This is a genomic window from Agrobacterium sp. O3.4 (assembly GCF_041414895.1).
Lineage (GTDB): Bacteria > Pseudomonadota > Alphaproteobacteria > Rhizobiales > Rhizobiaceae > Agrobacterium > Agrobacterium cucumeris.
Window position 1 is genome coordinate 33,657 of the sequence record NZ_JALPZP010000002.1, and the last position, 26,089, is coordinate 59,745.

Below are 26,089 nucleotides of genomic sequence, written 5' to 3' on the forward strand. Positions count from 1 at the left end.
AGCCGGACAGTGTGGAGTGAATGACATGGCGGCACCGGGAAAATTGGCCGGATCGGGTAGCGTAGCGACTGGTGCGCCGGCAATTGTGAGCAGCGACCGGCAGAAAATCCTGCGTGCGGGTTTTATTCCGCTTGTCGACGCCTCCGTCCTGATTGCGGCGGCCGAATTCGGGTTTGCCGAGCGCGAAGGCCTGTCACTCGATCTTGTCAAGGACGTGTCCTGGGCGAATGTGCGCGACCGGTTGGCGTTTCGACAATTCGATATCGCCCATATGCTCTCTCCGATGCCCGTTGCCTCGATGCTCGGCCTCGGTTCCAATCCGTCACCGACGATCACGCCTTTTTCGCTCGGGCGCGGTGGCAATGCGATCACGCTTTCGACCCGGCTGTTTGGGCGGATGAAGGCATTGACGGGGCTGTCTGAAACGGCAGGAGCGCTTGAAAACGCCAAGGCCTTGAAGCGGGTGCTCGATGATATGCGGGCGCGCGGAGAAGCGCCGCCGACGCTTGGCATGACCTATCCGTTCTCCTCGCATAATTACGAATTTCGCTACTGGCTTGCAGCTGGCGGCATTCACCCCGATCACGATGTCAAGCTGGTGGTGGTGCCGCCGCCCTTGACCTCGGATGCACTGGAGGCGGGCGCCATCGATGGCTTCTGTGTCGGAGCGCCCTGGAACATCGTCGCCGCCGAGCGCGGCGTCGGCAGGATCGTTGCGGCCAAGCAGGACCTGTGGCCGTCCGCGCCGGAAAAGGTGATCGGCATGCGGCCCGAATGGGCGGAAAGCCAGCAGGAAACGGTCGGCCGGCTGCTGACGGCGCTGGATGCAGCCGCTCGCTGGTGCGACCTTGCGGATAATCACGACGATCTGAGCACGGCTCTTGCCGACCCTCGCTACATTGGCGCGCCTGAAGGCATCATCCGCCGGGTGCTGTCCGGTGAATTCAGCATCGACAGCCAGGGCAATCGCCGGGTGATCGACAATTATTTCCTTTTCCACAGAGGCCATGCCAATTATCCGCGCCAAAGCCAGGCATTGTGGATTTACAGCCAGATGATCCGCTGGGGCCAAGTGGAGTTTTCGCAAGCGGGCGTGGACGCAGCACTTTCCGCCTATCGGCCGGATATTTATCGGGCGGCGCTGGGAGAGACCAATGCACCTGACGATGCCGATATCCGTATCGAAGGGAGGCAAGAGGGCGACCGTTTCGTGGATGGTTTCGTGTTCGATCCCGCTGACATTGAGGGCTATGTGAGCGGCTTTACGGTGCGGACATCCGCGCCATTTTCCCCGTCCTCCGGAGAGGCGTGACTGACGTTTCGCCTTGGAGGCTGCGCAAATTTCAAGCGCGGAATTTTTTGCTTTGCACAAACAGAAGACAAAAAATACACTGATTAAAATTTAATCACATCGCAAAAATATAAGAATTACCGATTAATTTCAGTGTGATAGTTCGTTTTTCATAAACTGGCACGCCTCTTGCGTCTTCCTGTTTGCACCGGTCAACGGCGATCGGGGCAGGCAAGGCGCGGCATAGGCGCTTTCAAAGACATAGACGTCGCAAGGTTTTGCTGCCCGGAACACCTCCCGTTCCGCAGGCGCAGACACCGAGCGGCGTTTTTTATTTTCAGGCTTTTTTCGCAAGCGAAAACGCCACCGGCAAAGGTGGCTCAATAAGGGGAACATGCGAATGAAAAAGATATTCTCGGGTGCTGTCAGCCGCCGCACGATATTGAAGACGACTGCCACCGCAGCCCTTGTCACCGCCGTGCGCACTGCCTTTCCATCCGGCGCTTTCGCCGCCACCGCAGAACCCGAGGTGAAAGGCGCGAAAATCGGCTTTATCGCGCTGACAGATGCCGCGCCGCTCGTCATCGCGGCCGAAAAGGGACTGTTCGCCAAGCATGGCATGCCTGATGTCGAAGTTCTGAAGCAGGCCTCCTGGGGTGCAACACGCGACAATCTCGTGTTGGGCGGCGCCTCGAATGGCATCGATGGCGCGCATATTCTGACCCCGATGCCCTATCTCATGCATACCGGCAAGGTGACGCAGAATAACGTGCCGGTGCCGATGGCGCTCATCGCCCGCCTCAACCTCGACAGCCAGGGCATTTCCGTCGCCAGGGAATATGCAGATACCGGCGTTCAGCTGGATGCTTCGAAGCTGAGGGCGGCTTTCGAGAAAAAGAAGGCTGAAGGCAAGGAAATCAAGGCGGCGATGACCTTCCCCGGTGGCACGCATGATCTCTGGATCCGCTACTGGCTTGCTGCCGGCGGCATCGACCCGGACAAGGACGTCTCCACCATAGTTGTTCCGCCGCCGCAGATGGTCGCCAATATGAAGGTCGGCAACATGGACGTCTTCTGTGTGGGCGAGCCGTGGAATGAGCAGCTCGTCAATCAGGGCATCGGTTTCACCGCCTGTACCACCGGCGAACTCTGGAAGGGTCATCCGGAAAAGGCGCTCGGCATGCGCGCCGACTGGGTGGAAAAGAACCCCAACGCCACCAAGGCATTGCTGATGGCTGTGATGGAGGCGCAGCAATGGTGCGACGAGATGGCCAACAAGGAGGAGATGTCCACCATCCTCGGCAAGCGCCAATGGTTCAACGTGCCGCCGAAGGATGTTCTCGGCCGCCTCAAGGGCAATATAAATTACGGCAACGGCCGCGTGCTCGAAAACACCGGTCTGCAGATGAAGTTCTGGCAGGACCACGCCTCCTATCCCTTCCACAGCCATGACAGCTGGTTCATCACGGAAAATATCCGCTGGGGCAAATTTGCGCCCGATACCGACGTGAAGGCGCTGGTTGCGAAGGTCAACCGCGAGGATATCTGGCGTGCTGCGGCCAAGGATCTTGGCGTAACCGATCTTCCCGCTTCCACCTCGCGCGGCAAGGAAACCTTCTTCGACGGCAAGGTCTTCGACCCGGAAAATCCGTCCGCTTATCTCGAAAGTCTTTCCATCAAGGCGGCCTCCTGAGGAGGAGACGGGGTGTCGCCCTTCATCCGCCAGTTGCCGCCGTCCACCGGCGGAGACTGAAGACCGGGTGAGGGGCGAGACCCCAACCGCAATCGAAATCAAGAGGAAACGTCCATGTCCGCATTGGCCCGAAAATACAACGAAGAGCCGCAGCAGCCGGCAGCGCAAAAGGCAAATGTCGTAGCGCTTTCGCCCAAACACCCGTCGCGGATCGATCTGCGCAAATGGGGTGCGGCAGCGGCCCGCAACACCATACCGCCGCTTGTCGTCCTCGCTGTTCTGCTCGGTGTCTGGCAGCTGCTCTGTTCCGCCCCCGGCTCATCGCTGCCGCCGCCGAGCCAGGTCTTCGAGGAAAGCTACGATCTCATCGTATCGCCGTTTTTCCATAATGGTTCGCAGGATATCGGCCTTGGGCTGCGCGTGCTGGTCTCGCTCGAACGGGTTGCCTACGGTTTCGGCCTAGCCGCCATCGCGGGCATCATCATGGGTGCCGTGATCGGCCAGTCGGTCTGGGCGATGCGCGGCCTCGACCCGATCTTTCAGGTGCTGCGCACCGTGCCGCCGCTTGCCTGGCTGCCACTTTCGCTGGCCGCTTTTCAGGACAGCAATCCGTCGGCCATTTTCGTGATCTTCATCACCTCCATCTGGCCGGTCATCATCAATACGGCGGTCGGCGTGCGCAACATTCCGCAGGATTACCGCAACGTCGCGCAGGTGCTGCGGCTCAACCAGCTGGAATTCTTCTTCAAGATCATGCTGCCTTCGGCGGCACCCTACATCTTCACCGGCCTGCGCATCGGTATTGGCCTGTCGTGGCTCGCCATCGTCGCCGCTGAAATGCTGACCGGCGGCGTCGGCATCGGTTTCTTCATCTGGGATGCGTGGAACTCCTCGCGCCTGCCCGACATCATCGTCGCACTCGCCTACATCGGTGTCGTGGGCTTCATGCTCGACAAGCTGGTGGCGGCGCTCGGCAAAGTCATCACCCGTGGCGCTGCGGCGAATTGAGAGGGCCAAAATCATGAACGCTTACCTGAAGCTCGATCACATCGACAAATATTTCGACAAGGGCGGCTCGCGTGCCGAGGTGTTGAAAGGCATCAGCCTCACCATCGAAAAAGGTGAATTCGTCTCCGTCATCGGCCATTCCGGCTGCGGCAAGTCCACCATGCTGAACCTCATCGCCGGGCTGACGAAAGTTTCCGCCGGGGCGGTCCTTCTTGAAAACCGCGAAGTCAACGAACCCGGCCCGGAACGTGCCGTGGTGTTTCAGAACCACAGCCTGCTGCCCTGGCTTTCGGTTTATGAAAACGTCAATCTCGCCGTGGAAAAAGTGTTCAGCAGAACAAAAACCCGGGCCGAGCGGCATGACTGGGTCATGCGCAATCTCGATCTCGTGCAGATGGGGCATGCCAAGGACAAGAAGCCTTCGGAAATTTCCGGTGGCATGAAGCAGCGCGTCGGCATCGCCCGCGCGCTCGCCATGGAGCCGAAGATCCTGCTGCTGGACGAGCCTTTCGGTGCACTGGATGCGCTGACCCGCGCCCACCTTCAGGACGCGGTGATGGAAATCCATGCCCGGCTTGGAAATACCATGGTCATGATCACCCATGATGTCGATGAGGCGGTGCTGCTTTCGGACCGCATCGTGATGATGACCAACGGTCCCGCCGCCCATATCGGCGAAGTGCTTGATGTGCCGCTGGCACGCCCGCGCCACCGCATCGAGCTTGCATCCGACAAGACCTATCTCAAATGCCGCGAAGCCGTGCTGAAGTTCCTTTACGAACGTCACCGCTTTGTCGAAGCCGCGGAGTAACGACCATGACGCAAAAACTCGTCATCATCGGCAATGGCATGGCGCCGGGGCGCATGCTGGAAAACCTTTTCGAAACCGCCCCCGGCCTTTATGACGTCACGATCTTCAACGCCGAGCCGCGCGTCAATTACGACCGCATCATGCTCTCGCCGGTGCTCTCAGGCGAAAAGAGCTATGAGGATATCGTCATCCATAATGACGAATGGTACGCCGCCAATAACGTGACGCTGCACAAGGGCGCGAAAGTCACCGGCATCGACCGGGACAAGAAAACCGTGACCAGCGAAAACGGCATCACGGCTTCCTACGACAAGCTGGTGATCGCCACGGGCTCCCTGCCCTTCATCATTCCCGTTCCCGGCCATCAATTGCCGGGGGTGCTCGCCTATCGCGATCTCGATGATGTGACGAAGATGCTGGAGATTGCCGAGGGCAAGGGCCGCGCCATCGTCATCGGCGCTGGGCTTCTGGGGCTTGAAGCGGCTTATGGCCTGAAGCGGCAGGGCATGGATGTCACCGTCATCCACCTGATGCCGACGATCATGGAGCGTCAGCTCGATCCGGCAGCGGCCTATCTCCTGGAAAAGGCGCTCAATGAGCGCGGTATCGACATCATCACCAAGGCCAATACCAAATGCATTCTCGGCGAGGATAAGGTTGAAGGCATCGAGCTGGAAGACGGCCGTGTCATCAAGGGCGACATGGTGGTGATGGCGGTTGGTATCCGTCCCGCTTCGGGTCTCGCCAAGGAGGCCGGTATAGCCGTCAATCGCGGCATCGTCGTGGATGACGGCATGATGACGTCGGATGCCTCGATCTATGCGCTCGGCGAATGCGCCGAACATCGCGGCATGTGTTACGGCCTCGTTGCGCCGCTTTATGAATCGGCCCGCGTGCTGGCCGACCGGCTGTGTGGCGGTTCGGCCGAATATCACGGCTCGGTCACCAATACCAAGCTGAAGGTCACCGGTATCAACCTGTTTTCCGCCGGTGATTTTGCTGAAGGTGACGACCGCGAGGAAATTGTGCTGCGTGATGCCACGGCCGGTGTCTACAAGCGCCTGATCCTCAAGGAAAATCGCATCATCGGTGCAGTGCTATACGGCGAGACGGGTGATGGGTCGTGGTTCTTCGACCTGATGAAAAAATCGACCGATATCTCCGCTATGCGTGAAACCCTGATCTTCGGCCAGGCCTATCAGGGAGGGTCGCCGCTGGACCCTATGGCGGCCGTTGCAGCCTTGCCGGATGATGCGGAAATCTGCGGCTGCAACGGCGTTTGCAAGGGTAAGATTACCTCGACCATCACCTCCAAGGGGCTGACGTCGCTGGACGATGTACGCGCCCACACCAAGGCATCAGCCTCCTGCGGCAATTGCACCGGCCTTGTCGAGCAGCTGATGACGATAACGCTCGGCGACAGCTACAATCCCGCTGCCGTGCAGCCGATGTGCAAATGCACCGATCTCGGCCATGACGATGTGCGCCGTCTCATCAAGGCCAAGGGCCTGAAGACCATCCCGGCCGTGATGCAGGAACTGGAATGGAAAACCTCCTGCGGCTGCGCCAAATGCCGGCCGGCGCTCAATTATTATCTCGTCTGCGATTTTCCGGATGAATATGCCGACGATTATCAGTCTCGTTATATCAACGAGCGTGTCCACGCCAACATCCAGAAGGACGGCACCTATTCCGTTGTGCCACGCATGTGGGGAGGTGTCACCTCTTCCTCGGAGTTGAGAGCGATTGCGGATGTGGTCGACAAGTTCGACATACCCATGGTGAAGGTGACGGGCGGCCAGCGTATCGATCTTCTCGGTATCGAGAAGGAGGATCTGCCGGCGGTGTGGTCCGATCTCGGCAAGGCGGGTTTCATCTCCGGTCAGGCCTACGCCAAGGGGTTGCGCACGGTAAAGACCTGTGTGGGCCAGCAATGGTGCCGCTTCGGCACGCAGGATTCCACCGGCTTCGGCATCCGCATTGAAAAATTCATGTGGGGTTCGTGGACGCCTGCCAAGCTGAAGCTTGCCGTTTCCGGCTGTCCGCGCAACTGCGCCGAGGCCACCTGCAAGGATATCGGCGTCATCTGCGTCGATTCCGGTTTCGAGATCCATTTCGCCGGTGCCGCCGGTCTCGATATCAAGGGCACTGAAATTCTGGGGCTCGTCCACAATGAAGACGACGCGCTGGAGCATATCGTGGCGCTGACCCAGATGTATCGTGAACAGGCGCGCTATCTCGAGCGCATCTATAAATGGGCCAAGCGCATCGGTTACGACGAGGTTCGCCGCCAGATCATGGACGACGCCGAAAAGCGCCGGGCCTATTTCGATCGCTTCGTCTTCAGCCAGAAATTCGCGCAGGTCGATCCCTGGTCGGAACGTGTGTCCGGTCACGACAAGCATGAGTTCAGGCCCATGGCGGCAATCGGTTTCAACCAGGCAGCGGAGTGAGAACGATGGACAGCAACTGGATCGACATTGGTGACATCTCCGACATTCCATTGCGTGGCGCGCGCTGCGTGAAAACGCCGATGGGCAAAATCGCGGTGTTTCGCACGGCGGAAAATCAGGTCTTCGCCATTGAGGACCATTGCCCGCACAAGGGCGGGCCGCTGAGCCAGGGCATCGTGCATGGGGCTTCGGTGACGTGTCCCTTGCACAATTGGGTCATTTCGCTGGAAACCGGCAAGGCGCTGGGGGCGGATGAGGGCGAGGTGCGGACCATTCCGGTGCGTAATCTGGATGGGCGGCTTTCGATAGCGTTCGAAACGCTGATGATTGCGGCGGAGTGAATGGCGATGGCGGTGGCGTTACCCCCCTCTTCTGTCCTGCCGGGCATCTCCCTCTCTAAGGGGGAGATCACCTGTGGCACGAACCTCCATTCACAACTGGCGTCATCGCCGATGGAGAGGAAACGAGGAGCCTTCCGCTTGTCGATCTCCCCCCTTGAGGGGGAGATGTCCGGTAGGACAGAGGGGGGTAAACGCCGCTCACCGAGAGGGCAAACCCATGCCCGTTGAAACAAAAACCACCTGTCCTTATTGCGGTGTCGGCTGCGGCGTCATCGCCACCGTCAACGACTCCGGCGTCGTGTCCGTCAAAGGCGATCCGGACCATCCTGCCAATTTCGGCCGGCTATGCTCCAAGGGTTCGGCTCTCGCCGAAACCATAGACCTCGAAGGACGTCTTCTCTATCCCGAGATCGCCGGCAGACGGGCGGCATGGGACGAAACGCTTGATCTCGTCGCTTCCCGTTTCTCTGAAACCATCGCCGAACATGGCCCGGATTCGGTTGCCTTTTACGTCTCCGGCCAATTGCTGACGGAGGATTATTACCTCGCCAACAAGCTGATGAAAGGTTTCGTCGGTTCGGCGAATATCGACACCAATTCAAGGCTCTGCATGTCGTCGTCGGTCGCCGGCCATCGCCGCGCCTTCGGAGCCGATACGGTGCCGGGCACCTATGAGGATATGGAGCTTGCCGATCTGGTGATCCTCACCGGTTCCAACCTCGCATGGTGTCATCCGGTTCTCTACCAAAGGCTGGCGGCGGCAAAGACCGCACGGCCGGAAATGAAGGTCGTGGTCATCGATCCGCGCCGGACGATGAGCGCCGATATTGCCGATATGCACCTCGCCATCTGCCCGGATGGAGATGTGGCGCTGTTTACCGGTCTTTTAGTGCATCTTTCCGTCAGTTCCGTGATCGATAGTGCTTACGTGCAAAACCACACGGCCGGTTTCGACGCCGCCATGCAGGTCGCAAGCGAGCATAGCCTGCCGGAGATCGCCGAAGCCACCGGCCTGACCATCGCCGAACTGATTTCCTTTTACGAATTGTTCGAACGCACGGAAAAAACCGTCACCTGTTACAGCCAGGGCGTCAACCAGTCGCAAAGCGGCACAGACAAAGTCAATGCGATCATCAACTGCCACCTCGCAACCGGCCGTATCGGCAGGCCGGGCATGGGGCCGTTTTCGCTGACCGGCCAGCCGAACGCCATGGGCGGGCGCGAGGTCGGCGGGCTCGCCAACATGCTGGCCGCCCATATGGCCCTCGAAAGCGCTGAGGACCGCGACCGGGTGCAACGTTTCTGGGCCTCGCCCGCCATTGCGCAAAAGCCCGGGCTAAAGGCGGTGGACATGTTCCGGGCCGTGGCCGACGGCCGCATTAAGGCATTGTGGATGATGGCCACCAACCCCGTCGTCTCGATGCCGGATGCCGGTGCCGTCGAAGCCGCGATCAAGGCCTGTCCTTTCGTCGTGGTGTCCGATGTCATGGCCAATACCGATACGGCCCGTCATGCCCATGTGCTTTTGCCTTCACTCGGCTGGGGCGAAAAGGACGGCACGGTTACCAATTCCGAACGGCGCATTTCCCGTCAGCGCGGTTTTCTCCCTGTGCCCGGCGAAGCCAAGGCCGATTGGTGGCAAATGGCGGAAGTGGGCCGGCGCATGGGTTTCGACGCTGCTTTCGCTTATCGCCAGCCATCGGAGATTTTTGCCGAACACGCGGCCCTTTCCGGCTTTGAGAATGCGGGCAGCCGGGATTTTGATATTAGTGGGATCGAGCCGGATTCCTATGGAGAGATGCCACCCTTTCAATGGCCGAAAACCGTAACCGGTGGCAATGCCGAAACGCGCTTTTTCGCGGATGGTCGTTTTTACCATGCCGATGGCAAGGCGCGGTTCATCGCCACAGCCTTGCCGGAGACCGGCAGAACGTCGCCCGATTATCCGCTGACGCTGAATACCGGCCGCATCCGCGACCAATGGCACACCATGACCCGTACCGGCAAAAGTGCGCGGCTGACCGCCCATATCGCCGAGCCTTTCGCCGAACTTCACCCGCGTGATGCGCAGGCGCTGGGCATCGAAAGCGCCGATCTGGTGGAACTGGAAAGCCCGCACGGCAAGGTTCTGCTGCGCGCACTGGTCAGCGAAAGGCAGGCGCGTGGATCGGTCTTTGCGCCAATGCACTGGAACGACCAGTTCGCCTCGCGGGCGCGCATCGATGTGGTTGTTGCGCCGGTCACGGACCCGCATTCCGGCCAGCCGGCTTCTAAAAACGTGGCGGTGAGGGCAAGGCGTTTTGCGGCAAAGGCCTATGGCTTCGCCATCTCCCGCACCCGGCCGGATGCACCGGATTGCTCCTATTGGGCGACAGCCAAGGCGGATGGCGGCTATCGCATGGAGCTGGCCTTCGAGGAAGAACCGCAGGACTGGACGCTCTGGGCGCGGCAGGTTTTCGGCATCGATGTCAGGGTCGAGCCGCTTGGTTACAACGACCGGCAGACGGGCAATCTGCGGCTTGCCTTTTTCGATGGTGAGAGCCTCTTGGCAGCGCTGTTCATCGCCAATCAGCCGGTGGCCGTCGCCCGCAACTGGGCGATATCGCAATTGACCGAGCGCCATGAGGATTTGCGCATGCGCTTTGCGCTGGTTGCCGGTCGCCCCGGTGCCGGGCGGGCCGATCCGGGTGCGACGGTCTGCTCCTGCTTTAATGTTGGGGTCAATCAGATCACCGCCGCCATCCGCGATGGCTGCCACAGCGTCGAAGCCATCGGCAAGGCGTTGAATGCCGGAACCAATTGCGGCTCGTGCCGCGCCGAAATCAGGGGGATCATCGATGGATGCCTTAAAACCGCAGCGGAATGAACCGGCGCGCATGGAAAAGTTGGCCAAATTACCAGTTTTCTGGGGGCTGGAGGGTAAGCGTGTGGTGCTTGCGGGAGGGTCGGATGGGGCCGCCTGGAAAGCGGAACTGCTGCTCGCCTGCGGTGCTACGGTGCATGTCTATTGCGACAAGCAAGATTTGTCGGAGACATTCACGACCCTTATTGCAAAGAACCCGGCCTTGAGCTTTCACGACCAATCCTGGCATTATGGCATATTCGACAATGCCGAACTGGCGCTGGCGGATTGCGAAACGGATGTGGAAGGAAAAGCCTTTTATTCCGCTGCGCGGGCTGCCGGCGTTCCCGTCAATGTCATCGACAAGCCGGAATTTTGCCAGTTCCAGTTCGGCTCCATCGTCAATCGCTCGCCGGTGGTGGTATCGATTTCCACCGATGGCGCAGCCCCCATTCTGGCGCAGGCCATCCGCCGGCGCATCGAGACATTGCTGCCGCTGGCCCTGAAGGATTGGGGCGCACTTGCCCAGACGATCCGTGATCGCGTTAATCTGCGGCTCGCACCCGGCCCGTCACGGCGATCTTTCTGGGAAAATTTCGTCGATCGGGCCTTTACCGAAAGGCTGGATGAGAGCAGCGAAGAACGGCTGCTGACGGATATTGGAACGCAGGACGCCGGCACCGGCCTATCGCGCGGACGCGTAACGCTCGTGGGGGCCGGGCCGGGCGATGCCGAACTTCTGACGCTGAAAGCGGTTCGGGCCCTGCAGGCCGCCGATGTCATCTTATTCGATGATCTCGTGTCAGCGGAGGTACTGGAGCTGGCGCGGCGGGAGGCGAAGCGCATGCTGGTCGGCAAGCGCGGTGGCCGGGAAAGCTGCAAGCAGGAAGACATTAATGACATGATGATCCGCCTCGCCAAGGCCGGCAAACGGGTGGTGCGGCTGAAATCCGGTGATCCGATGATTTTCGGGCGCGCCGGCGAGGAGATCGCCGCGCTGGAGGCTGAAAATATCCCGGTCGACGTCGTGCCGGGCATTACCGCCGCAAGCGCCATGGCCTCGCGCCTCGGCGTCTCCCTGACGCATCGCGACCATGCCCAGTCTGTTCGCTTCGTCACCGGCCATTCGCGGCAGGGAAAGTTGCCGGAGAATATCGATTGGGCATCGCTTTCCAATCCCGCCGTGACCACTGTTTTTTATATGGGTGGCCGCACCGCAGCTGATATCCAGTCCTCGCTGCTCGCCCACGGCATGCCTGCTTCTACGCCCGTTGCGGTGATGATTGCCGTCAGCCGGGCAAATGAACAGCGCTGGTGCGGTTCGCTCGCGCAACTGGCTGCGGCAGTCGAGAGACTGGGCGTGAACGAACCTATCCTGATCGGTATCGGCGATGCGTTCAGTGCCGCGTCTTCGGGATTCTCCGGTATCGATATGCAGGGGGTCGCCTCAAGGATAGCTCAGAAAGCCGGCTAATGAGTTCGTGGGCAACCCCATTGCGTGTTTCAGGCATATTCGCAGACAGGTAGAACGCACCGCCACAAACCTTCCCTTGACATTGGTTTTTCGTTCGCTCTTCAATAAAACGAAAAAATTGAAAGAGGAGGGAGGGTGAAATGCTGCTCACACCGCGTCAGGATGAAATCGTTGCGCTGGCGAAAGCGAACGGGCGGGTGCTGGTCGATGAGCTGGCGGCGCGCTTTTCGGTGACCCCCCAGACAATTCGCAAGGACCTAAACGATCTCTGCGACACCAGGGTGCTGACGCGCATCCATGGCGGCGCACTTTTTCCAAGCGGCAATGAAAACGTCAAATACGAAGCGCGCCGCGCGATTGCATCTGTTGAAAAACAGGCGATCGGGGCTGCTGCCGCTGCCCTCATTCCCAATAACTCGTCGCTTTTTATCAACATCGGCACGACGACCGAGTCGGTGGGTGAAGCTTTGGCGGACCACCACGAATTGATGGTCATCACCAACAATATCAATGTTGCCAACAGGTTGCGGGTTTTCCCGGGCATTGAAGTGGTGATTGCCGGCGGCGTGGTGCGCGGTTCAGATGGCGGCATCGTCGGTGAGGCGGCGGTCGACTTCATCCGCCAGTTCAAAGTCGATTTTGCCGTCATTGGCGTTTCGGCCATTGATGAGGACGGCGCTCTGCTGGATTTCGATTTCCGCGAGGTCAAGGTCGCGCAGGCGATCATCTCCAATGCCCGCCATGTCATTCTGGTGTCGGACTCGCTCAAATTCGAGCGGACGGCCCCGGTGCGCATCGGCCATCTTTCGCAGGTGCATACTTTTATTACCGACCACTGCCCGGTCGATTCCATCCGTTCCATCTGTGCCGATCATGACGTTCGGCTGATTGAAACCGAGGCGCGGGAGACCTGATCCTGCGCCATCGGAATTTCGTTTGACATTCGTTTTGTCTTCGAATTAGATGTCTGTGCTTTCAATATATCGATGAGGAGAGCGTCGATGAAAGCGCGGGAGAATTCATGTCTGACGAGGCAATCCACGATATTTTCGTGATCGGCGGCGGCATCAATGGCTGCGGCATTGCGCGTGATGCCGTTGGCAGGGGTTATTCCGTTGCACTTGCGGAAATGAACGATTTTGCCTCCGGCACCTCGTCCGCCGCGACCAAGCTCATCCATGGCGGTTTGCGTTATCTCGAACATTATGAGTTTCGTCTGGTGCGCGAAGCGCTGATGGAGCGCGAGGTGTTGTGGGCCATGGCGCCGCACATCATCTGGCCCATGCGTTTCGTTCTGCCGTTTCAGAAAGGTGGCGTGCGTCCGGCCTGGCTCGTGCGTCTCGGACTTTTTCTTTATGATCACCTCGGCGGCCGCAAGCTTCTGCCTGCCACCCGTTCGCTTGATCTGCGCCGCGATCCCGCCGGAAAACCGCTGAAGCCGATTTTCGCCCGCGCTTTCGAATATTCCGACGGCTGGGTGGATGATGCCCGGCTTGTCGTGCTGAACGCCCGCGATGCCGCTGATCGTGGCGCCCTGATCCTCAACCGCACGCAGGTGGTTTCAGCGCGGCGCGAAGGCGCCTTCTGGCGGGTTGAAACAAAAAGCGCTGCCGGGGAAAGCGCGACCTACCGGGCACGCATGCTGGTGAATGCCGCCGGCCCCTGGGTGGACAAGGTTCTCGCTTCCACATTCGGCAAAAATAACGTGCATAATGTCCGCCTCGTGCAGGGCAGCCATATCATCGTGCGCAAGAAGTTTGCCGATCCGCGCGCCTATTTTTTCCAGAATCCGGACGGTCGGATCATCTTCGCCATCCCTTATGAACAGGACTTCACGCTGATCGGCACGACGGATCGCGACTATACCGCCGATCCCCGCGCTGTTAAGATCACCGCGGAGGAAATCAGCTATCTTTGCAGCGCGGCCAGCGAATATTTTGCCGAACCGGTTACGCAGGACGATATCGTCTGGACCTATTCCGGCGTGCGGCCACTGTTCGACGACGGCGCGTCGAAAGCGCAGGAAGCGACCCGCGATTATGTGCTGAAAACTGATGGAGCGGAGGGCGAAGCACCTTTGCTCAATATTTTCGGCGGCAAGCTTACCACTTATCGGCGGCTTGCCGAACATGCTCTTGAAAAAATCGGCGATGCGCTGGGCGAAAAGGGTGCGCCCTGGACGGCGGGTTCGCATTTGCCGGGCGGGAACTTCGGTGCAGAGGCTTACGGTGCAGAGGTTTCGGCCCTGCGTTCGCGTTACCCCTTCCTGGAAGAGCGACATGCCGGGCGGCTCGTCCGCTGCTACGGAACGGATGCGACGGCAATGATCGGTTCTGCCACGGATGCGGCAGCACTGGGCCGTCATTTCGGCGGTACGCTTTATGAGGTCGAGGTTCACTGGCTGATGGCGCGGGAATGGGCGCTGACGGCGGAGGATATTCTGTGGCGCCGCACCAAGCAGGGGCTTTTTTTCACTCCTGAAGAGGTGCGCGGGCTGGAGGACTATATCGAAGACATTGCAGGGGAACGCTTGAAGGCAATCTGACGATCCGATCGAAAAGCGGAGGAGGCTTTGGATCAACATGCTTGAATTGCGAAACGTCTCGAAGATGGCCGGCGGTGAATATCATATTCACCCGACCGATCTGACGTTGCAGCGCGGAAGCCTGAACGTCCTGCTTGGACCGACACTTTCGGGCAAGACGACGCTGATGCGGCTGATGGCCGGGCTGGACAAGCCGAGCGGCGGCGCGATCTTCTTTAATGGTGAGGACGTGACGGGCTGGCCGGTGCAGAAGCGCAACGTCGCCATGGTCTATCAGCAGTTCATCAACTATCCGGCGCTGAGTGTCTACGAAAACATCGCCTCGCCGATGCGGGTTGCCGGTAGAGACCAGGCAACCATTGATCGGGAGGTGAGGAAAGCCGCCGAGCTTCTGAAGCTGACGCCCTATCTCGACCGGACGCCGCTCAATCTTTCCGGTGGCCAGCAGCAGCGCACGGCGCTCGCCCGCGCCATCGTCAAGAACGCCAATCTGGTGCTGCTCGATGAGCCGTTGGCCAATCTCGATTACAAGTTGCGCGAGGAACTACGCGAGGAATTGCCGCGCATTTTCGCGGAATCCGGCGCAATTTTCGTTTATGCCACCACCGAACCTTCCGAGGCACTGCTGCTGGGTGGCAATACCGCGACGCTTAATGAGGGAAGGGTGACGCAGTTCAGCCGCACCATCGAGGTTTACCGGCATCCGGTGGATATCGTGACCGCGGAAATCTTCGCAGATCCGCCGCTTAACACCATTGAGGTCATCAAGGCCGGCAATGCTTTCACCCGTGCGGATCATGCCGTGGTCGCGGTTCCAGCCCATCTTGCCGCCATGCCGGACGGCCCGGTGACGATAGCCTTCCAGCCACACCACCTCTTCCCCTATGCGAAGGGAGAAGCGCGGCAATCCATTCGGGCGCGAACGCTGATTTCGGAAATCGCCGGATCGGAAAGCTTCGTGCATGTGGAATTTTCGGGCCGGCGCTGGGTCATGCTGGCGCATGGCATTCACGATATCGAGCCGGACAGGGACATCGAACTGTTTCTTGATACACGGCATTTGATGGCCTTTGACGCGAATGGCCGCGCCATCGGCAAAGCGGCTTGAAGGGAGATCGGTCATGGCACGCATCACGCTCGATCACATCCGCCACGCCTATAACGCCAAGGCGCAGGCAGCCGGCGATTATGCCCTGAAAGAAGTGCATCACGAATGGGAGGATGGCGGGGCTTATGCGCTGCTCGGGCCTTCCGGCTGTGGCAAGACCACGTTGCTCAACATCATTTCCGGGCTGCTGCGCCCCTCCGAAGGGCGTATCGCGTTCGACGGAACTGACGTGACCGATCTTGCCACCGAAGACCGCAATATCGCCCAGGTGTTCCAGTTTCCGGTCGTCTACGACACGATGACGGTCTACGACAATCTGGCCTTTCCGTTGCGCAACCGGCATGTGCCGGAAGCAGAAGTGGATCGCCGGGTGCGGGACATCCTTGAGATGACCGATCTTTCCGGCATGGCCAAACGTCATGCGCGTGGGTTGACGGCAGACCAGAAGCAGAAGATTTCGCTGGCACGCGGCCTCGTGCGTTCCGACGTCAACGCCATCCTGTTCGACGAGCCGCTGACGGTTATCGATCCGCATATGAAATGGGTGCTGCGCTCGCAGCTAAAACGGCTGCACCGGCAATCCGGCTTCACCATGGTCTATGTGACGCACGACCAGACCGAAGCGCTGACCTTCGCCGACAAGGTGGTGGTCATGTATGACGGGCAGATCGTCCAGATCGGCACGCCGGCGGAGCTTTTCGAGCGGCCGGGGCATACATTCGTTGGTTATTTCATCGGCTCGCCTGGCATGAACGTGCTGCCCGCCAGGATAGACGGCGCAACCGCTATGATCGGCGACCTCGGTGTGCCGCTTGCCGGTGTACCGAAGGTTGATGGAGCGCAGCGCATCGAGATCGGCGTCCGCCCGGAATTCATCCGGCTGGAGCGGGGCGGCATGCCGATTACCGTCGACAAGGTCGAGGATATAGGCCGACAGAAGATCGTTCGCGCCCGGTTTGCCGGCCAGAAGCTGGCAATTGTCGTTGCTGAAGACGAGGAAATTCCGGCGGAAGCGGGTGTTCGCTTCGACCCGGCCGCCGTCGGTGTCTTTGCCGATTCCTGGCGTGTGAAGATGGGGGCCTGACGATGGAAAAGAGCTGGAACAACAAGGCGTGGTTCATGGTGCTGCCGGTTTTGGTACTGGTCGCCTTTTCCGCCGTCATTCCGCTGATGACCGTCGTGAACTATTCGGTGCAGGATACCTTCGGCAACAACCAGTTCTTCTGGGCGGGAACGCAATGGTTCGAAGAAATTCTGGCATCGGCCCGGTTCTGGGATGCGCTGGGGCGCAACCTGCTGTTCTCCGGCATCATCCTCGCGATTGAAATTCCGCTCGGCATTTTCATCGCGCTCAAAATGCCGAAATCCGGCATCGGCGTGCCTGTCTGCCTTGTGACGATGGCGCTGCCGCTTCTGGTGCCGTGGAACGTGGTCGGCACGATCTGGCAGGTGTTCGGGCGCAGCGATATTGGGCTGCTCGGTTATTACGCCAATCAGCTTGGGCTTGATTACAACTACGTCAACGATCCGCTCGATGCATGGATCACGGTCGTCATCATGGATGTCTGGCACTGGACGAGCCTCGTCGTGCTGCTCTGCTATGCCAGCCTCGTTTCCATTCCGGATGCCTATTACCAGGCGGCCAGGATCGATGGAGCATCGCGTTTCGCCGTATTCCGGTTCATCCAGCTGCCGAAGATGAAGCGCGTGCTGCTCATCGCATTCCTGCTGCGCTTCATGGACAGTTTCATGATCTATACCGAGCCTTTCGTCGTCACTGGCGGCGGCCCGGGCAATTCCACCACCTTTCTGTCCATCGATCTCGTGAAGATGGCGCTCGGCCAGTTTGACCTGGGCCCTGCAGCAGCCATGTCGCTGATCTACTTCCTCATCATCCTGCTGTTGTCCTGGGTGTTCTACACCGTGATGACCAGCCACGACGCGGAGACTTGAGACATGAGCGCCTCTGATGTCACCACAAGCGTGGAACGGATGGGAAATTCCCCGGTGAAAGCCGCCTCGGCGGGATTGTCGGGCCTTGCGGCACGATCGCGCCGCCGCCATGGGCCATCGCGTTTTTCCTGGCTGGTGCCGACGATCTACATCATTCTTCTGCTCGTGCCGATCTATTGGCTCGTCAATATGAGCTTTAAGACGAATGCGGAGATCGTCTCGTCCATGACGCTTTATCCGCACCAGCCGACGCTGCAGAACTACCGGACGATCTTCACCGATTCCTCCTGGTATTCGGGTTACATCAACTCGATTATCTACGTTGTGATGAACATGGTGATCTCGGTTGCAGCGGCACTTCCGGCGGCCTATGCCTTCTCCCGTTACCGTTTTCTCGGTGACAAGCACCTGTTCTTCTGGCTTTTGACCAACCGTATGGCCCCGCCCGCCGTGTTCGCGTTGCCCTTCTTCCAGCTTTATTCGGCGTTCGGGCTGATCGACACGCATATTGCTGTGGCGCTGGCGCATTGCCTGTTCAACGTGCCGCTGGCGGTGTGGATCCTCGAAGGCTTCATGTCGGGCGTGCCGAAGGAAATCGACGAAACCGCCTATATTGACGGCTATTCCTTCCCGAAATTCTTCGTGAAGATTTTCATGCCGCTCATCGCTTCCGGCATCGGTGTGGCCTGCTTCTTCAGCTTCATGTTCTCGTGGGTCGAGCTTCTGATCGCCCGTACGCTGACGACGACGGATGCAAAGCCGATCGCCGCGACGATGACGCGAACCGTGTCCGCCGCCGGCATGGATTGGGGCCTGCTTGCCGCTGCCGGTGTGCTGACACTCATTCCGGGCGCGCTGGTGATCTGGTTCGTGCGCAATTACATCGCCAAGGGCTTTGCGTTGGGGAGGGTTTGACCGTGATGAAGATGCCCGATTTTACCTGGATGGCGTGGACTTGGGCTACGGCCGCATTTTTCTGCGCCATCGCCGTGCTGCTCGTCGGCATGTGGGTCTGGGAATATTTTTCGCCCGGTGGCAATCCCCGCTTTGGCCTCTTGCGCTTTGAGACCACGCGCGGCGACCGGTTGTTCATTTCGCTGCTCGGCAGCGCCTTTATTCATCTCGCATGGCTCGGGCTGGTCGGTCCGAACCTGTGGTGGGCTCTCGCTCTGTCCGTGGTCTACGCCATCGGCGTTTTCCGTTTCGTTTAGAGCAGAAAGAACGGTGCGGCGGAGGAAGACCGCACTGGAGGACTTCATGCAATCGCAACCCCTGGGAGGACTGATATGCGACGGCATCTGATGACGACGACGGCAGCCATGCTGCTGGCAATGACAGGTTCCGCTTTCGCCGGAATGGAGGAAGCAAAGCAGTTTCTGGACAAGGAAATCGGCGATATGTCGTCGCTTTCCCGTGCGGATCAGGAGAAGGAACTGCAATGGTTTATCGATGCCGCGAAACCTTTCGCCGGCATGGACATCAAGGTCGTTTCCGAATCCCTGACCACGCATGAATATGAATCGAAAGTTCTGGCGCCGGCCTTCACCGCCATTACCGGCATCAAGGTCACGCATGACATCATCCAGGAAGGTGACGTCGTCGAAAAGATCCAGACCCAGATGCAGACCGGCCAGAACCTTTATGACGGCTGGGTCAACGACAGCGATCTCATCGGCACGCATTGGCGCTACCAGCAGGTGCGCAACCTGACCGACTTCATGGCCAATGAAGGCAAGGACGTCACCAATCCCGGTCTCGACCTCAAGGATTTCATCGGCAGCGCCTTTACAACGGCACCGGACAAGAAGCTCTACCAGCTTCCCGACCAGCAATTCGCGAACCTCTACTGGTTCCGTTACGACTGGTTCAACGACGACAAGAACAAGGCCGATTTCAAGGCCAAATACGGCTACGACCTCGGCGTGCCGGTCAACTGGTCGGCTTATGAGGATATCGCCGAATTCTTCACCGGCCGCGATGTCGGCGGCAAGAAGGTCTTCGGCCATATGGACTATGGCAAGAAGGACCCGTCGCTTGGCTGGCGCTTCACCGATGCCTGGCTCTCCATGGCTGGCAACGGCGACAAGGGTCTGCCGAACGGCCTGCCGGTCGATGAATGGGGTATCAAGGTCAACGACAAGTCGCAGCCCGTCGGTTCCTGCGTGGCGCGGGGTGGTGATACCAACGGTCCCGCTTCGGTCTATTCCATCGAGAAATATCTCGAATGGCTGAAGAAATACGCGCCGCCGGAAGCACAGGGCATGACCTTCTCCGAATCCGGGCCGGTGCCGGCGCAGGGTAACATTGCCCAGCAGATCTTCTGGTACACGGCCTTCACCGCCGATATGGCCAAACCCGGCCTGCCTGTTGTGAACGAGGACGGCTCGCCGAAATGGCGCGTCGCACCTTCGCCGCATGGCGTCTACTGGAAGGACGGCATGAAGCTCGGTTATCAGGATGTGGGTTCGTGGACATTGATGAAATCCACCCCCGACGACCGCGCCAAGGCTGCATGGCTTTACGCGCAGTTCGTGACCTCCAAGACGGTGGATGTGAAGAAGAGCCATGTGGGTCTCACCTTCATTCGTGACAGCACGATCCATCACCAGAGCTTCACGGATCGGGCTGCCAAGCTCGGCGGTCTGATCGAGTTCTATCGTTCGCCGGCCCGCGTGCAATGGTCTCCAACCGGCACCAACGTTCCTGATTATCCGAAGCTGGCGCAGCTGTGGTGGCAGGCAATCGGCGATGCGTCGTCGGGTGCGAAAACCGCGCAGGCAGCCATGGACTCGCTCTGCGCCGAGCAGGAAAAGGTCATGGCCCGTATCGAGCGCGCCGGTGTGCAGGGTGATATCGGCCCGAAACTGGCGGAAGAGCACGATATCGACTACTGGAACAAGGACGCCGTTTCGAAGGGCAATCTGGCTCCGCAGCTGAAGATCGCCAACGAAAAGGAAAAGCCGGTCACCGTCAATTACGACGAACTGGTCAAAAGCTGGCAGAAGTAATCTCTGCGTGACATGAAGCATTTTCAGTAAAAGTGCGTAGCGGTTTTACGTCCGGAAAATGCGTGAAAACAAAGATACAGAGTACGTCCGACGACGTGCTCTGAAACCGGGGCGGCTTTGCCGCCCCGTCATTGCGTCTGAAAGGGAGTTACATAATGGGCGGTTATATTCTGGCGATCGATCAGGGAACGACATCGACACGGTCGATGGTCTTTGATCGCGACATGCGGGTCATCGGTGTCGGACAGCGAGAATTTCCGCAACATTTCCCGGCCTCGGGCTGGGTGGAACATGATGGCGAGGATATCTGGAAAAGCGTGCTCGAAACCATCCGGCTGGCGCTTGCCGATGCCGGCATTGCCGCTTCCGATATCGAGGCTATCGGCATTACAAACCAGCGCGAAACGACAGTGCTCTGGGACCGTAACACGGGTGAAGCCGTACACCGTGCGGTGGTCTGGCAGGATCGGCGCGCCGCACCCATCTGCGAGGACCTGAAACGCCGTGGCCTGGAGCCGTTGTTTTCGAAAAAGACCGGCCTGCTGCTCGATCCCTATTTTTCCGGTACCAAGCTGAAATGGATTCTGGATAGCGTCAGCGGCCTCCGCGAAAAGGCGGTGAGGGGTGACATCTGCTTCGGCACGGTCGACAGTTTCCTGATCTACCGTCTCACCGGCGGTCGTCGCCATGTGACCGACGCCACCAATGCCTCTCGGACCTTGATCTACAATATTGAGGACAATGCCTGGGATGACGAGCTGCTGTCGATCCTCGACATTCCCCGCGCCATGCTGCCGGAAGTGCTGGATTGCGCCGCTGATTTCGGCGTGACGGACAAGGCGCTTCTAGGCGCAGAAATCCCGATCCTCGGTGTTGCCGGCGATCAGCAGGCAGCTGTCATCGGCAATGCCTGCTTCGAGCCGGGCATGATGAAATCAACCTATGGCACCGGCTGCTTCGCGCTTCTCAATACCGGCACGGATCGCGTCGCTTCCACCAACCGGCTGCTTACGACGATTGCTTACCGTCTCGATGGTGTGACGACCTATGCGCTCGAAGGTTCGATCTTCATTGCCGGTGCGGCGGTGCAATGGCTGCGTGACGAGCTGGGTTTCATCTCGGTCGCCTCTGAAGTCAGCGCGCTTGCCGAAAAGGCCGATCCCAATCAGCGTGTCTATCTGGTTCCGGCCTTCACCGGCCTTGGTGCGCCGTATTGGGATGCTGATGCGCGCGGAGCGATCTTCGGCCTGACGCGTGGAACAGGACCTGCGGAATTCGCACGTGCGGCGCTGGAAAGCGTTGCCTATCAGACGTTTGACCTCCTGGATGCCATGCGCAAGGACTGGGCGGGTGACAATGGCAAGACGGTGCTGCGGGTCGATGGCGGCATGGTTGCCTCTGACTGGACGATGCAGCGACTGGCCGATGTTCTCGCCGCACCGGTAGACCGTCCGGTCTTTCTGGAAACGACCATTCTGGGTGCCGCCTGGCTCGCTGCATCGCGTGCGGGCATCTGGCCGGATCGTGAAGCCTTCGCAGCCCATTGGAAACGTGACCGCCGTTTCGCTCCTGACATGGACGAGGCGGAGCGGAAAAACGCCATCGCCGGCTGGCGTGACAGCGTCGGCCGGTGCCTTTCACGGCGGGAAAACTAGAGCATTTCCAGCAAAAGTGTGAAGCGGTTTTGCGTCCGGAAATGCGTCAGGGAAGCTATACGAAGCTGCCGGGAGCGATGCTCTTGCTGGACACCAGATCGGAAAGGGCGCGCACCAGTTTCGTATCGGTACCCTTGCTCGGCTGAAGCACGAATTCCACGTCTTCGAGCACCGGCAGCACATCCGCCGCAATCTCCTTGAGACCGGTGGGCGCCATGCTGCGTGGCTGCACCAGAATGCCCATGCCCGCTCTTGCAGCAGCCGTCAGCCCGCTGAGACTGCCGCAGGTGCAGACGATGCGCCAGGAGAGGCCAGCGCGGTCAAGCGCTTCCTGCGCCGCCTTTCTGGTAATGCTCGGCGGCGGAAAGGCGATCAGCGGCAGGGCGTCCGGCTGGTTCAGCATGCGCTCGGGGTCACGCGCCAGCCACACCAGCGGTTCGCGATAGAGGAAGTGTCCGAGCTTGTCACCAAGACGGCGTTTGGCCAGCACCACATCCAGTTCGCCATTATCCTGCATCTGGTAAAGTACGCCGCTCAGCGAAACCGTCAGTTCCAGATCCACTAGAGGATAAAGACGGATGAACTCTTCCAGAATGGCCGTCAGCCGGCTGGCGACGAAATCTTCGGATACACCAAGCCTCAGCCGTCCGCGCAGGCGGCTTTCGCTGAAGAGCGAGGAGACCTTGCTGTCGATGTCAAGCATATTGCGGGCATAACCGAGCAGTGCCTCGCCTTCACCGGTCAGTTTTACCTGATGGGTACTACGTGCAATCAGCCGGCGACCAAGCGAGGCTTCCAGCCGTTGAATATGCTGGCTGACGGTGGATTGGCCGACACCCAGTCGCTCGGCTGCGAGAGTGAAACTGCCGGTTTGCTGCAGCATGACGAAGCTGGCTAGATGTTGAAGGTTCAGCATTATCTCAAATCATGATAACTGTTAGTCTTTGCATTCGAATTCATGATTAGCGATAGTGGCTGACATTTCAAGTAAAACTGATGCCGGAAAGATTTTCCCATGACCCGCTTCCTGCCTGACCGCTTCACCATGATGTTGGTGGCCACCGTGATTTTGGCTTCCTTTCTGCCCATCAGCGGTCAGCCGGCGGAATATTTCGGCCTTGCGACGAAGCTGGCGATTGCGCTTCTGTTCTTCCTGCATGGTGCGCGACTTTCGCGGGATGTGGTGATTGCCGGCATCCTGCACTGGCGTCTGCATCTGGCGATCCTGCTCGTCACTTTCGGCCTTTTCCCGTTGCTGGGCGTGGCGATCGGTTTCATTCCCGAAAACATCCTGCCGGCGCCGCTTTATATGGGCGTGCTGTTTCTCTGTGTCCTGCCATCCACTGTGCAATCCTCCATCGCCTTCACCTCCATGGCGGGCGGAAACGTGCCGGCGGCGATCTGCTCGGCTTCGGCATCGAATATTTTCGGCATGTTCCTGACGCCATTGCTGGTTGGCCTGCTGTTTACGGTCGGCGGCCATGGCAACGGGTTTTCGCTGGACGCTTTCCTGCAAATCTTCCTGCAGCTGTTGTTGCCTTTCATCGTCGGTCAGGTGTTGCAGCCGTGGATTGGCGACTGGATCCGGGCGCGCAAAAAACTGCTGTCTCCCGTTGATCGCGGCTCGATCTTGATGGTTGTCTATCTCGCTTTTTCCGATGCTGTCATCGAGGGTATCTGGCAGACGTTTTCCCTGCGCGACATCGGCGTGGTCATTGTCATCAACATCCTGCTTCTGGCGTTTGTCCTCTGCGTAACGATGTTCGGCAGCCGGGCGCTTGGTTTCAACAAGGCGGATGAAATCACCATCACCTTCTGCGGGTCCAAGAAGAGCCTTGCCAGTGGCGTGCCCATGGCGGGCGCGATCTTTGCCGGCCAGAGCATTGGCGCAATCGTTTTGCCAATCATGCTCTTCCACCAGATTCAGCTGATGGTCTGCGCCGTGCTGGCCCAGCGTTATGCCCGCAAGGCCCATGAGAAGGCAGCGATTATGGAAACGGCTGCCGCAGAAGGCGTGGCGGCATCCACCCGCTGACACGAGAATTTCTGCAAACAAAAACGGCCCCGTGAAGGGGCCGTTCCGATTGCATTTCACGATAGTTTAGTTGACCTGAGCCGGCGTGATCTGGGCTTCGATCGTCTTCGGCGCATCGGCGCTGTCGGACGAGATCGCGATGCGGCGCGGCTTCATGGCTTCCGGGATATTGCGGACGAGATCAATGTGGAGCAGGCCGTTCTTTAAGGAAGCGGTCTGGACTTCGACGTGGTCGGCAAGCTGGAAGCGGCGTTCGAAAGCGCGCGTGGCGATGCCGCGATACAGGAATTCGCCTTCGGATGACTTCTCGTCCCCGGACTTCTCAGCCTTCACCGTCAGCGCATTGGCGCGGGATTCAATGCTGAGTTCGGTCTCATCGAAACCGGCAACAGCCATGGTGATACGATAGGTGTTCTCACCCGTCCGCTCGATGTTGTAGGGCGGATAGGACTGGGCCTGTTCGGGCTGGCCGAGGCCGTCAAGCATCGAGAAAAGACGGTCGAAGCCAACGGTGGAGCGATAGAGGGGGGAAAAATCGACGTGACGCATGGTGTCCTCCTAAGAAGCGACTGTTTGCGGTTAAATCCGGCGTCCCGTTCTGGCAACGGCCGGACATAGGGCGCGGTCCCGTTCTGGCGACCGCATGAAGGAGATGGGAATGGCTTGAGCCGGCGTCAAGGGGTGGTCACAACATGAACCATGGCTGAACATCCGGTTCCGGCATCGTTCAGTTTGAGCGCCATAAAACTGCGGTCATCGGAGACATTCTCCGTGGACAGAAGCAATAACGTCCCTTCTTCTTCTGTCTTACTAGCCGGAACCGCGACTGCTTTAACCGACGGTTCCGGCAATTTTTTCTTTGACCTTCTGTCGCCGCCGACCTATCCGAAAAGAGTTGAAAAGCCGGAAAAGACCGATGATCGAAGCCACATTGCGCGTCAGTGAAGATAACCCGGTTCCCGGCAACCATACCGTCGGATATTTTGCCGGCCATGGCGGCAAGCAGCTTCGATATGCGATCTTTCGCGCCAGCCGCCATATTGCCCGCGGAACGGTGGTTCTTCTGCACGGCCGCAACGAGTGTATCGAGAAATATTTCGAAACGATTGCCGATCTGACGGCCATGGGCTTCTGGGTCGCGACCTTCGACACGCGCGGGCAGGGCGGTTCTGAACGGCTGCTGAAGAGGCCGGGCGCCGGGCATGTTCGGCGGTTTTCCGACTATCAGCGCGATATCAGCCTGTTTCTCGAGCAGGTGGTGTTGCCGGATACACGGCTGCCATTCTTCATGATCGCGCATTCCACCGGTGCGCTTGCAGCACTTGCGGCGGCACCCGACCTGTCCAACCGGATAGACCGACTGGCGCTTTGCTCGCCATTCATCGAGCTGGACAGCCAGCAATCCGTTCCTTCGCCCGTCATCCGGCTTGTCTCGACGGTCTTAAGTCTGATTGGCCTCGGAAGAATTCAGCTCGGCAAGGATCAACGTGAGCGGGATTTCGATGGCAACCCGCTGACCTCGGATGCGAAGCGTTTTGCGCGAAATCTATCGCTGCACCGGCAATTTCCGGAACTGTTCATCGGTGCGCCAACGGCGCGCTGGGTCTATGAAGCCTTGAAGGCCATGGCGCGGGTGACCCGTCAGGATCATCTGACGAACATCACCATTCCGACCCTCATTCTGGCGCCGATGCTGGATACGATTACGCCCTATAAGGCGCAGGAAGAACTGTCGCGCAATTTCCGGGCGGCACAGCTTCTTCCCGTCACCGGTGCGCGCCATGAACTACTGCATGAACGCGATGTTTTCCGCAAACAGGCGCTCGCGGCCATCGACGCGTTTTTCGCGCCGGAGTGATCGCCGCTCAGCCA

Annotated in this window: 22 protein-coding genes; 20 read left to right on the top strand and 2 right to left on the bottom strand. The window is 59.3% G+C overall.

All coding sequences use genetic code 11. From position 1 onward, the window contains the following. Positions 1–25 precede the first annotated feature (25 nt). From M0412_RS12815 to glpK, 17 genes are all read left to right on the top strand, one after another. A complete protein-coding gene (locus M0412_RS12815; RefSeq protein ID WP_269698884.1) occupies positions 26–1,312 on the top strand; it encodes a CmpA/NrtA family ABC transporter substrate-binding protein in 1,287 nt (428 codons plus the stop codon). 379 nt (positions 1,313–1,691) lie between these two features. Continuing rightward, a complete protein-coding gene (locus M0412_RS12820; protein WP_269698885.1) occupies positions 1,692–2,984 on the top strand; it encodes a CmpA/NrtA family ABC transporter substrate-binding protein in 1,293 nt (430 codons plus the stop codon). Positions 2,985–3,098: 114 nt separating this feature from the next. Beyond that, complete coding sequence (ntrB, locus tag M0412_RS12825; protein WP_142841727.1) at positions 3,099–3,992, top strand: nitrate ABC transporter permease; 894 nt, start codon at positions 3,099–3,101, stop codon at positions 3,990–3,992. Positions 3,993–4,005: 13 nt separating this feature from the next. Beyond that, positions 4,006–4,803: an ABC transporter ATP-binding protein gene (locus tag M0412_RS12830; protein ID WP_269698886.1), complete on the top strand. Its 798-nt coding sequence runs from the start codon at positions 4,006–4,008 to the stop codon at positions 4,801–4,803. Positions 4,804–4,808: 5 nt separating this feature from the next. Continuing rightward, positions 4,809–7,256, top strand: a complete 2,448-nt coding sequence (gene nirB, locus M0412_RS12835) for a nitrite reductase large subunit NirB (protein ID WP_269698887.1) — start codon at positions 4,809–4,811, stop codon at positions 7,254–7,256. A gap of 5 nt (positions 7,257–7,261) precedes the next feature. After that, positions 7,262–7,597, top strand: coding sequence for a nitrite reductase small subunit NirD (gene nirD / locus M0412_RS12840; RefSeq protein WP_142841724.1), 336 nt, complete (start codon positions 7,262–7,264; stop codon positions 7,595–7,597). A gap of 217 nt (positions 7,598–7,814) precedes the next feature. Then, positions 7,815–10,463 (top strand): nitrate reductase, encoded by a 2,649-nt coding sequence (locus M0412_RS12845; RefSeq protein WP_269698888.1) that lies wholly within the window; start codon positions 7,815–7,817, stop codon positions 10,461–10,463. Next, positions 10,435–11,913 carry a siroheme synthase CysG gene (gene cysG, locus M0412_RS12850; RefSeq protein ID WP_269698889.1) on the top strand — a complete coding sequence of 493 codons (1,479 nt, stop codon included), beginning with the start codon at positions 10,435–10,437 and terminating at the stop codon, positions 11,911–11,913. Before M0412_RS12845 ends, cysG begins: the two co-directional genes overlap by 29 nt. A gap of 140 nt (positions 11,914–12,053) precedes the next feature. Next, positions 12,054–12,827 (top strand): DeoR/GlpR family DNA-binding transcription regulator, encoded by a 774-nt coding sequence (locus M0412_RS12855; RefSeq protein WP_046799057.1) that lies wholly within the window; start codon positions 12,054–12,056, stop codon positions 12,825–12,827. 107 nt (positions 12,828–12,934) lie between these two features. After that, entirely contained in the window at positions 12,935–14,458 is a 1,524-nt protein-coding gene (gene glpD, locus M0412_RS12860; protein ID WP_269698890.1) for a glycerol-3-phosphate dehydrogenase, read from the top strand. A gap of 37 nt (positions 14,459–14,495) precedes the next feature. Continuing rightward, a complete protein-coding gene (locus M0412_RS12865) occupies positions 14,496–15,566 on the top strand; it encodes an ABC transporter ATP-binding protein (protein WP_269698891.1) in 1,071 nt (356 codons plus the stop codon). Between the two features lie 13 nt (positions 15,567–15,579). Beyond that, positions 15,580–16,650: an ABC transporter ATP-binding protein gene (locus M0412_RS12870; RefSeq protein ID WP_269698892.1), complete on the top strand. Its 1,071-nt coding sequence runs from the start codon at positions 15,580–15,582 to the stop codon at positions 16,648–16,650. Between the two features lie 2 nt (positions 16,651–16,652). Next, a complete protein-coding gene (locus tag M0412_RS12875; RefSeq protein WP_046799053.1) occupies positions 16,653–17,519 on the top strand; it encodes a carbohydrate ABC transporter permease in 867 nt (288 codons plus the stop codon). A 39-nt stretch (positions 17,520–17,558) separates the two neighbouring features. Then, on the top strand, positions 17,559–18,434 hold the full coding sequence (locus tag M0412_RS12880) for a carbohydrate ABC transporter permease (RefSeq protein ID WP_371338318.1): 876 nt from the start codon (positions 17,559–17,561) through the stop codon (positions 18,432–18,434). 5 nt (positions 18,435–18,439) lie between these two features. Next, positions 18,440–18,730, top strand: a complete 291-nt coding sequence (locus tag M0412_RS12885) for a DUF2160 domain-containing protein (RefSeq protein WP_269699517.1) — start codon at positions 18,440–18,442, stop codon at positions 18,728–18,730. Positions 18,731–18,805: 75 nt separating this feature from the next. Continuing rightward, positions 18,806–20,527 (top strand): ABC transporter substrate-binding protein, encoded by a 1,722-nt coding sequence (locus M0412_RS12890; RefSeq protein ID WP_142841717.1) that lies wholly within the window; start codon positions 18,806–18,808, stop codon positions 20,525–20,527. A gap of 155 nt (positions 20,528–20,682) precedes the next feature. Continuing rightward, on the top strand, positions 20,683–22,182 hold the full coding sequence (gene glpK, locus M0412_RS12895; RefSeq protein ID WP_269698893.1) for a glycerol kinase GlpK: 1,500 nt from the start codon (positions 20,683–20,685) through the stop codon (positions 22,180–22,182). 55 nt (positions 22,183–22,237) lie between these two features. Here glpK and M0412_RS12900 read toward each other — a convergent pair whose 3' ends face one another. Then, positions 22,238–23,098 carry a LysR family transcriptional regulator gene (locus M0412_RS12900; protein ID WP_269698894.1) on the bottom strand — a complete coding sequence of 287 codons (861 nt, stop codon included), beginning with the start codon at positions 23,096–23,098 and terminating at the stop codon, positions 22,238–22,240. A 99-nt stretch (positions 23,099–23,197) separates the two neighbouring features. Between M0412_RS12900 and M0412_RS12905 the strand changes: the two genes are divergently transcribed. Further along, positions 23,198–24,217: a bile acid:sodium symporter family protein gene (locus M0412_RS12905; protein WP_269698895.1), complete on the top strand. Its 1,020-nt coding sequence runs from the start codon at positions 23,198–23,200 to the stop codon at positions 24,215–24,217. A 66-nt stretch (positions 24,218–24,283) separates the two neighbouring features. On the opposite strand, the gene hspL is transcribed toward M0412_RS12905, so the two are convergent. Continuing rightward, a complete protein-coding gene (gene hspL / locus M0412_RS12910; protein ID WP_046799048.1) occupies positions 24,284–24,766 on the bottom strand; it encodes a heat shock protein HspL in 483 nt (160 codons plus the stop codon). A 222-nt stretch (positions 24,767–24,988) separates the two neighbouring features. Between hspL and M0412_RS12915 the strand changes: the two genes are divergently transcribed. Together M0412_RS12915 and M0412_RS12920 are read left to right on the top strand one after the other, a co-directional pair. Continuing rightward, entirely contained in the window at positions 24,989–25,162 is a 174-nt protein-coding gene (locus M0412_RS12915) for a hypothetical protein (protein ID WP_193559526.1), read from the top strand. After that, the gene (locus tag M0412_RS12920; RefSeq protein ID WP_269698896.1) at positions 25,134–26,075 is read left to right on the top strand and encodes an alpha/beta fold hydrolase; all 942 of its coding nucleotides are present in this window, start codon (positions 25,134–25,136) and stop codon (positions 26,073–26,075) included. The genes M0412_RS12915 and M0412_RS12920 overlap by 29 nt, the downstream gene beginning before the upstream one ends. Positions 26,076–26,089: the final 14 nt, after the last annotated feature.

Coding starts and splice junctions, on each gene's coding strand:
- M0412_RS12815 (WP_269698884.1), top strand. CDS start 26: ATGGCGGCACCGGGAAAATTGGCCGGATCGGGTAGCGTAGCGACTGGT.
- M0412_RS12820 (WP_269698885.1), top strand. CDS start 1,692: ATGAAAAAGATATTCTCGGGTGCTGTCAGCCGCCGCACGATATTGAAG.
- ntrB (WP_142841727.1), top strand. CDS start 3,099: ATGTCCGCATTGGCCCGAAAATACAACGAAGAGCCGCAGCAGCCGGCA.
- M0412_RS12830 (WP_269698886.1), top strand. CDS start 4,006: ATGAACGCTTACCTGAAGCTCGATCACATCGACAAATATTTCGACAAG.
- nirB (WP_269698887.1), top strand. CDS start 4,809: ATGACGCAAAAACTCGTCATCATCGGCAATGGCATGGCGCCGGGGCGC.
- nirD (WP_142841724.1), top strand. CDS start 7,262: ATGGACAGCAACTGGATCGACATTGGTGACATCTCCGACATTCCATTG.
- M0412_RS12845 (WP_269698888.1), top strand. CDS start 7,815: ATGCCCGTTGAAACAAAAACCACCTGTCCTTATTGCGGTGTCGGCTGC.
- cysG (WP_269698889.1), top strand. CDS start 10,435: ATGGATGCCTTAAAACCGCAGCGGAATGAACCGGCGCGCATGGAAAAG.
- M0412_RS12855 (WP_046799057.1), top strand. CDS start 12,054: ATGCTGCTCACACCGCGTCAGGATGAAATCGTTGCGCTGGCGAAAGCG.
- glpD (WP_269698890.1), top strand. CDS start 12,935: ATGTCTGACGAGGCAATCCACGATATTTTCGTGATCGGCGGCGGCATC.
- M0412_RS12865 (WP_269698891.1), top strand. CDS start 14,496: ATGCTTGAATTGCGAAACGTCTCGAAGATGGCCGGCGGTGAATATCAT.
- M0412_RS12870 (WP_269698892.1), top strand. CDS start 15,580: ATGGCACGCATCACGCTCGATCACATCCGCCACGCCTATAACGCCAAG.
- M0412_RS12875 (WP_046799053.1), top strand. CDS start 16,653: ATGGAAAAGAGCTGGAACAACAAGGCGTGGTTCATGGTGCTGCCGGTT.
- M0412_RS12880 (WP_371338318.1), top strand. CDS start 17,559: ATGGGAAATTCCCCGGTGAAAGCCGCCTCGGCGGGATTGTCGGGCCTT.
- M0412_RS12885 (WP_269699517.1), top strand. CDS start 18,440: ATGAAGATGCCCGATTTTACCTGGATGGCGTGGACTTGGGCTACGGCC.
- M0412_RS12890 (WP_142841717.1), top strand. CDS start 18,806: ATGCGACGGCATCTGATGACGACGACGGCAGCCATGCTGCTGGCAATG.
- glpK (WP_269698893.1), top strand. CDS start 20,683: ATGGGCGGTTATATTCTGGCGATCGATCAGGGAACGACATCGACACGG.
- M0412_RS12900 (WP_269698894.1), bottom strand. CDS start 23,098: ATGCTGAACCTTCAACATCTAGCCAGCTTCGTCATGCTGCAGCAAACC.
- M0412_RS12905 (WP_269698895.1), top strand. CDS start 23,198: ATGACCCGCTTCCTGCCTGACCGCTTCACCATGATGTTGGTGGCCACC.
- hspL (WP_046799048.1), bottom strand. CDS start 24,766: ATGCGTCACGTCGATTTTTCCCCCCTCTATCGCTCCACCGTTGGCTTC.
- M0412_RS12920 (WP_269698896.1), top strand. CDS start 25,134: ATGATCGAAGCCACATTGCGCGTCAGTGAAGATAACCCGGTTCCCGGC.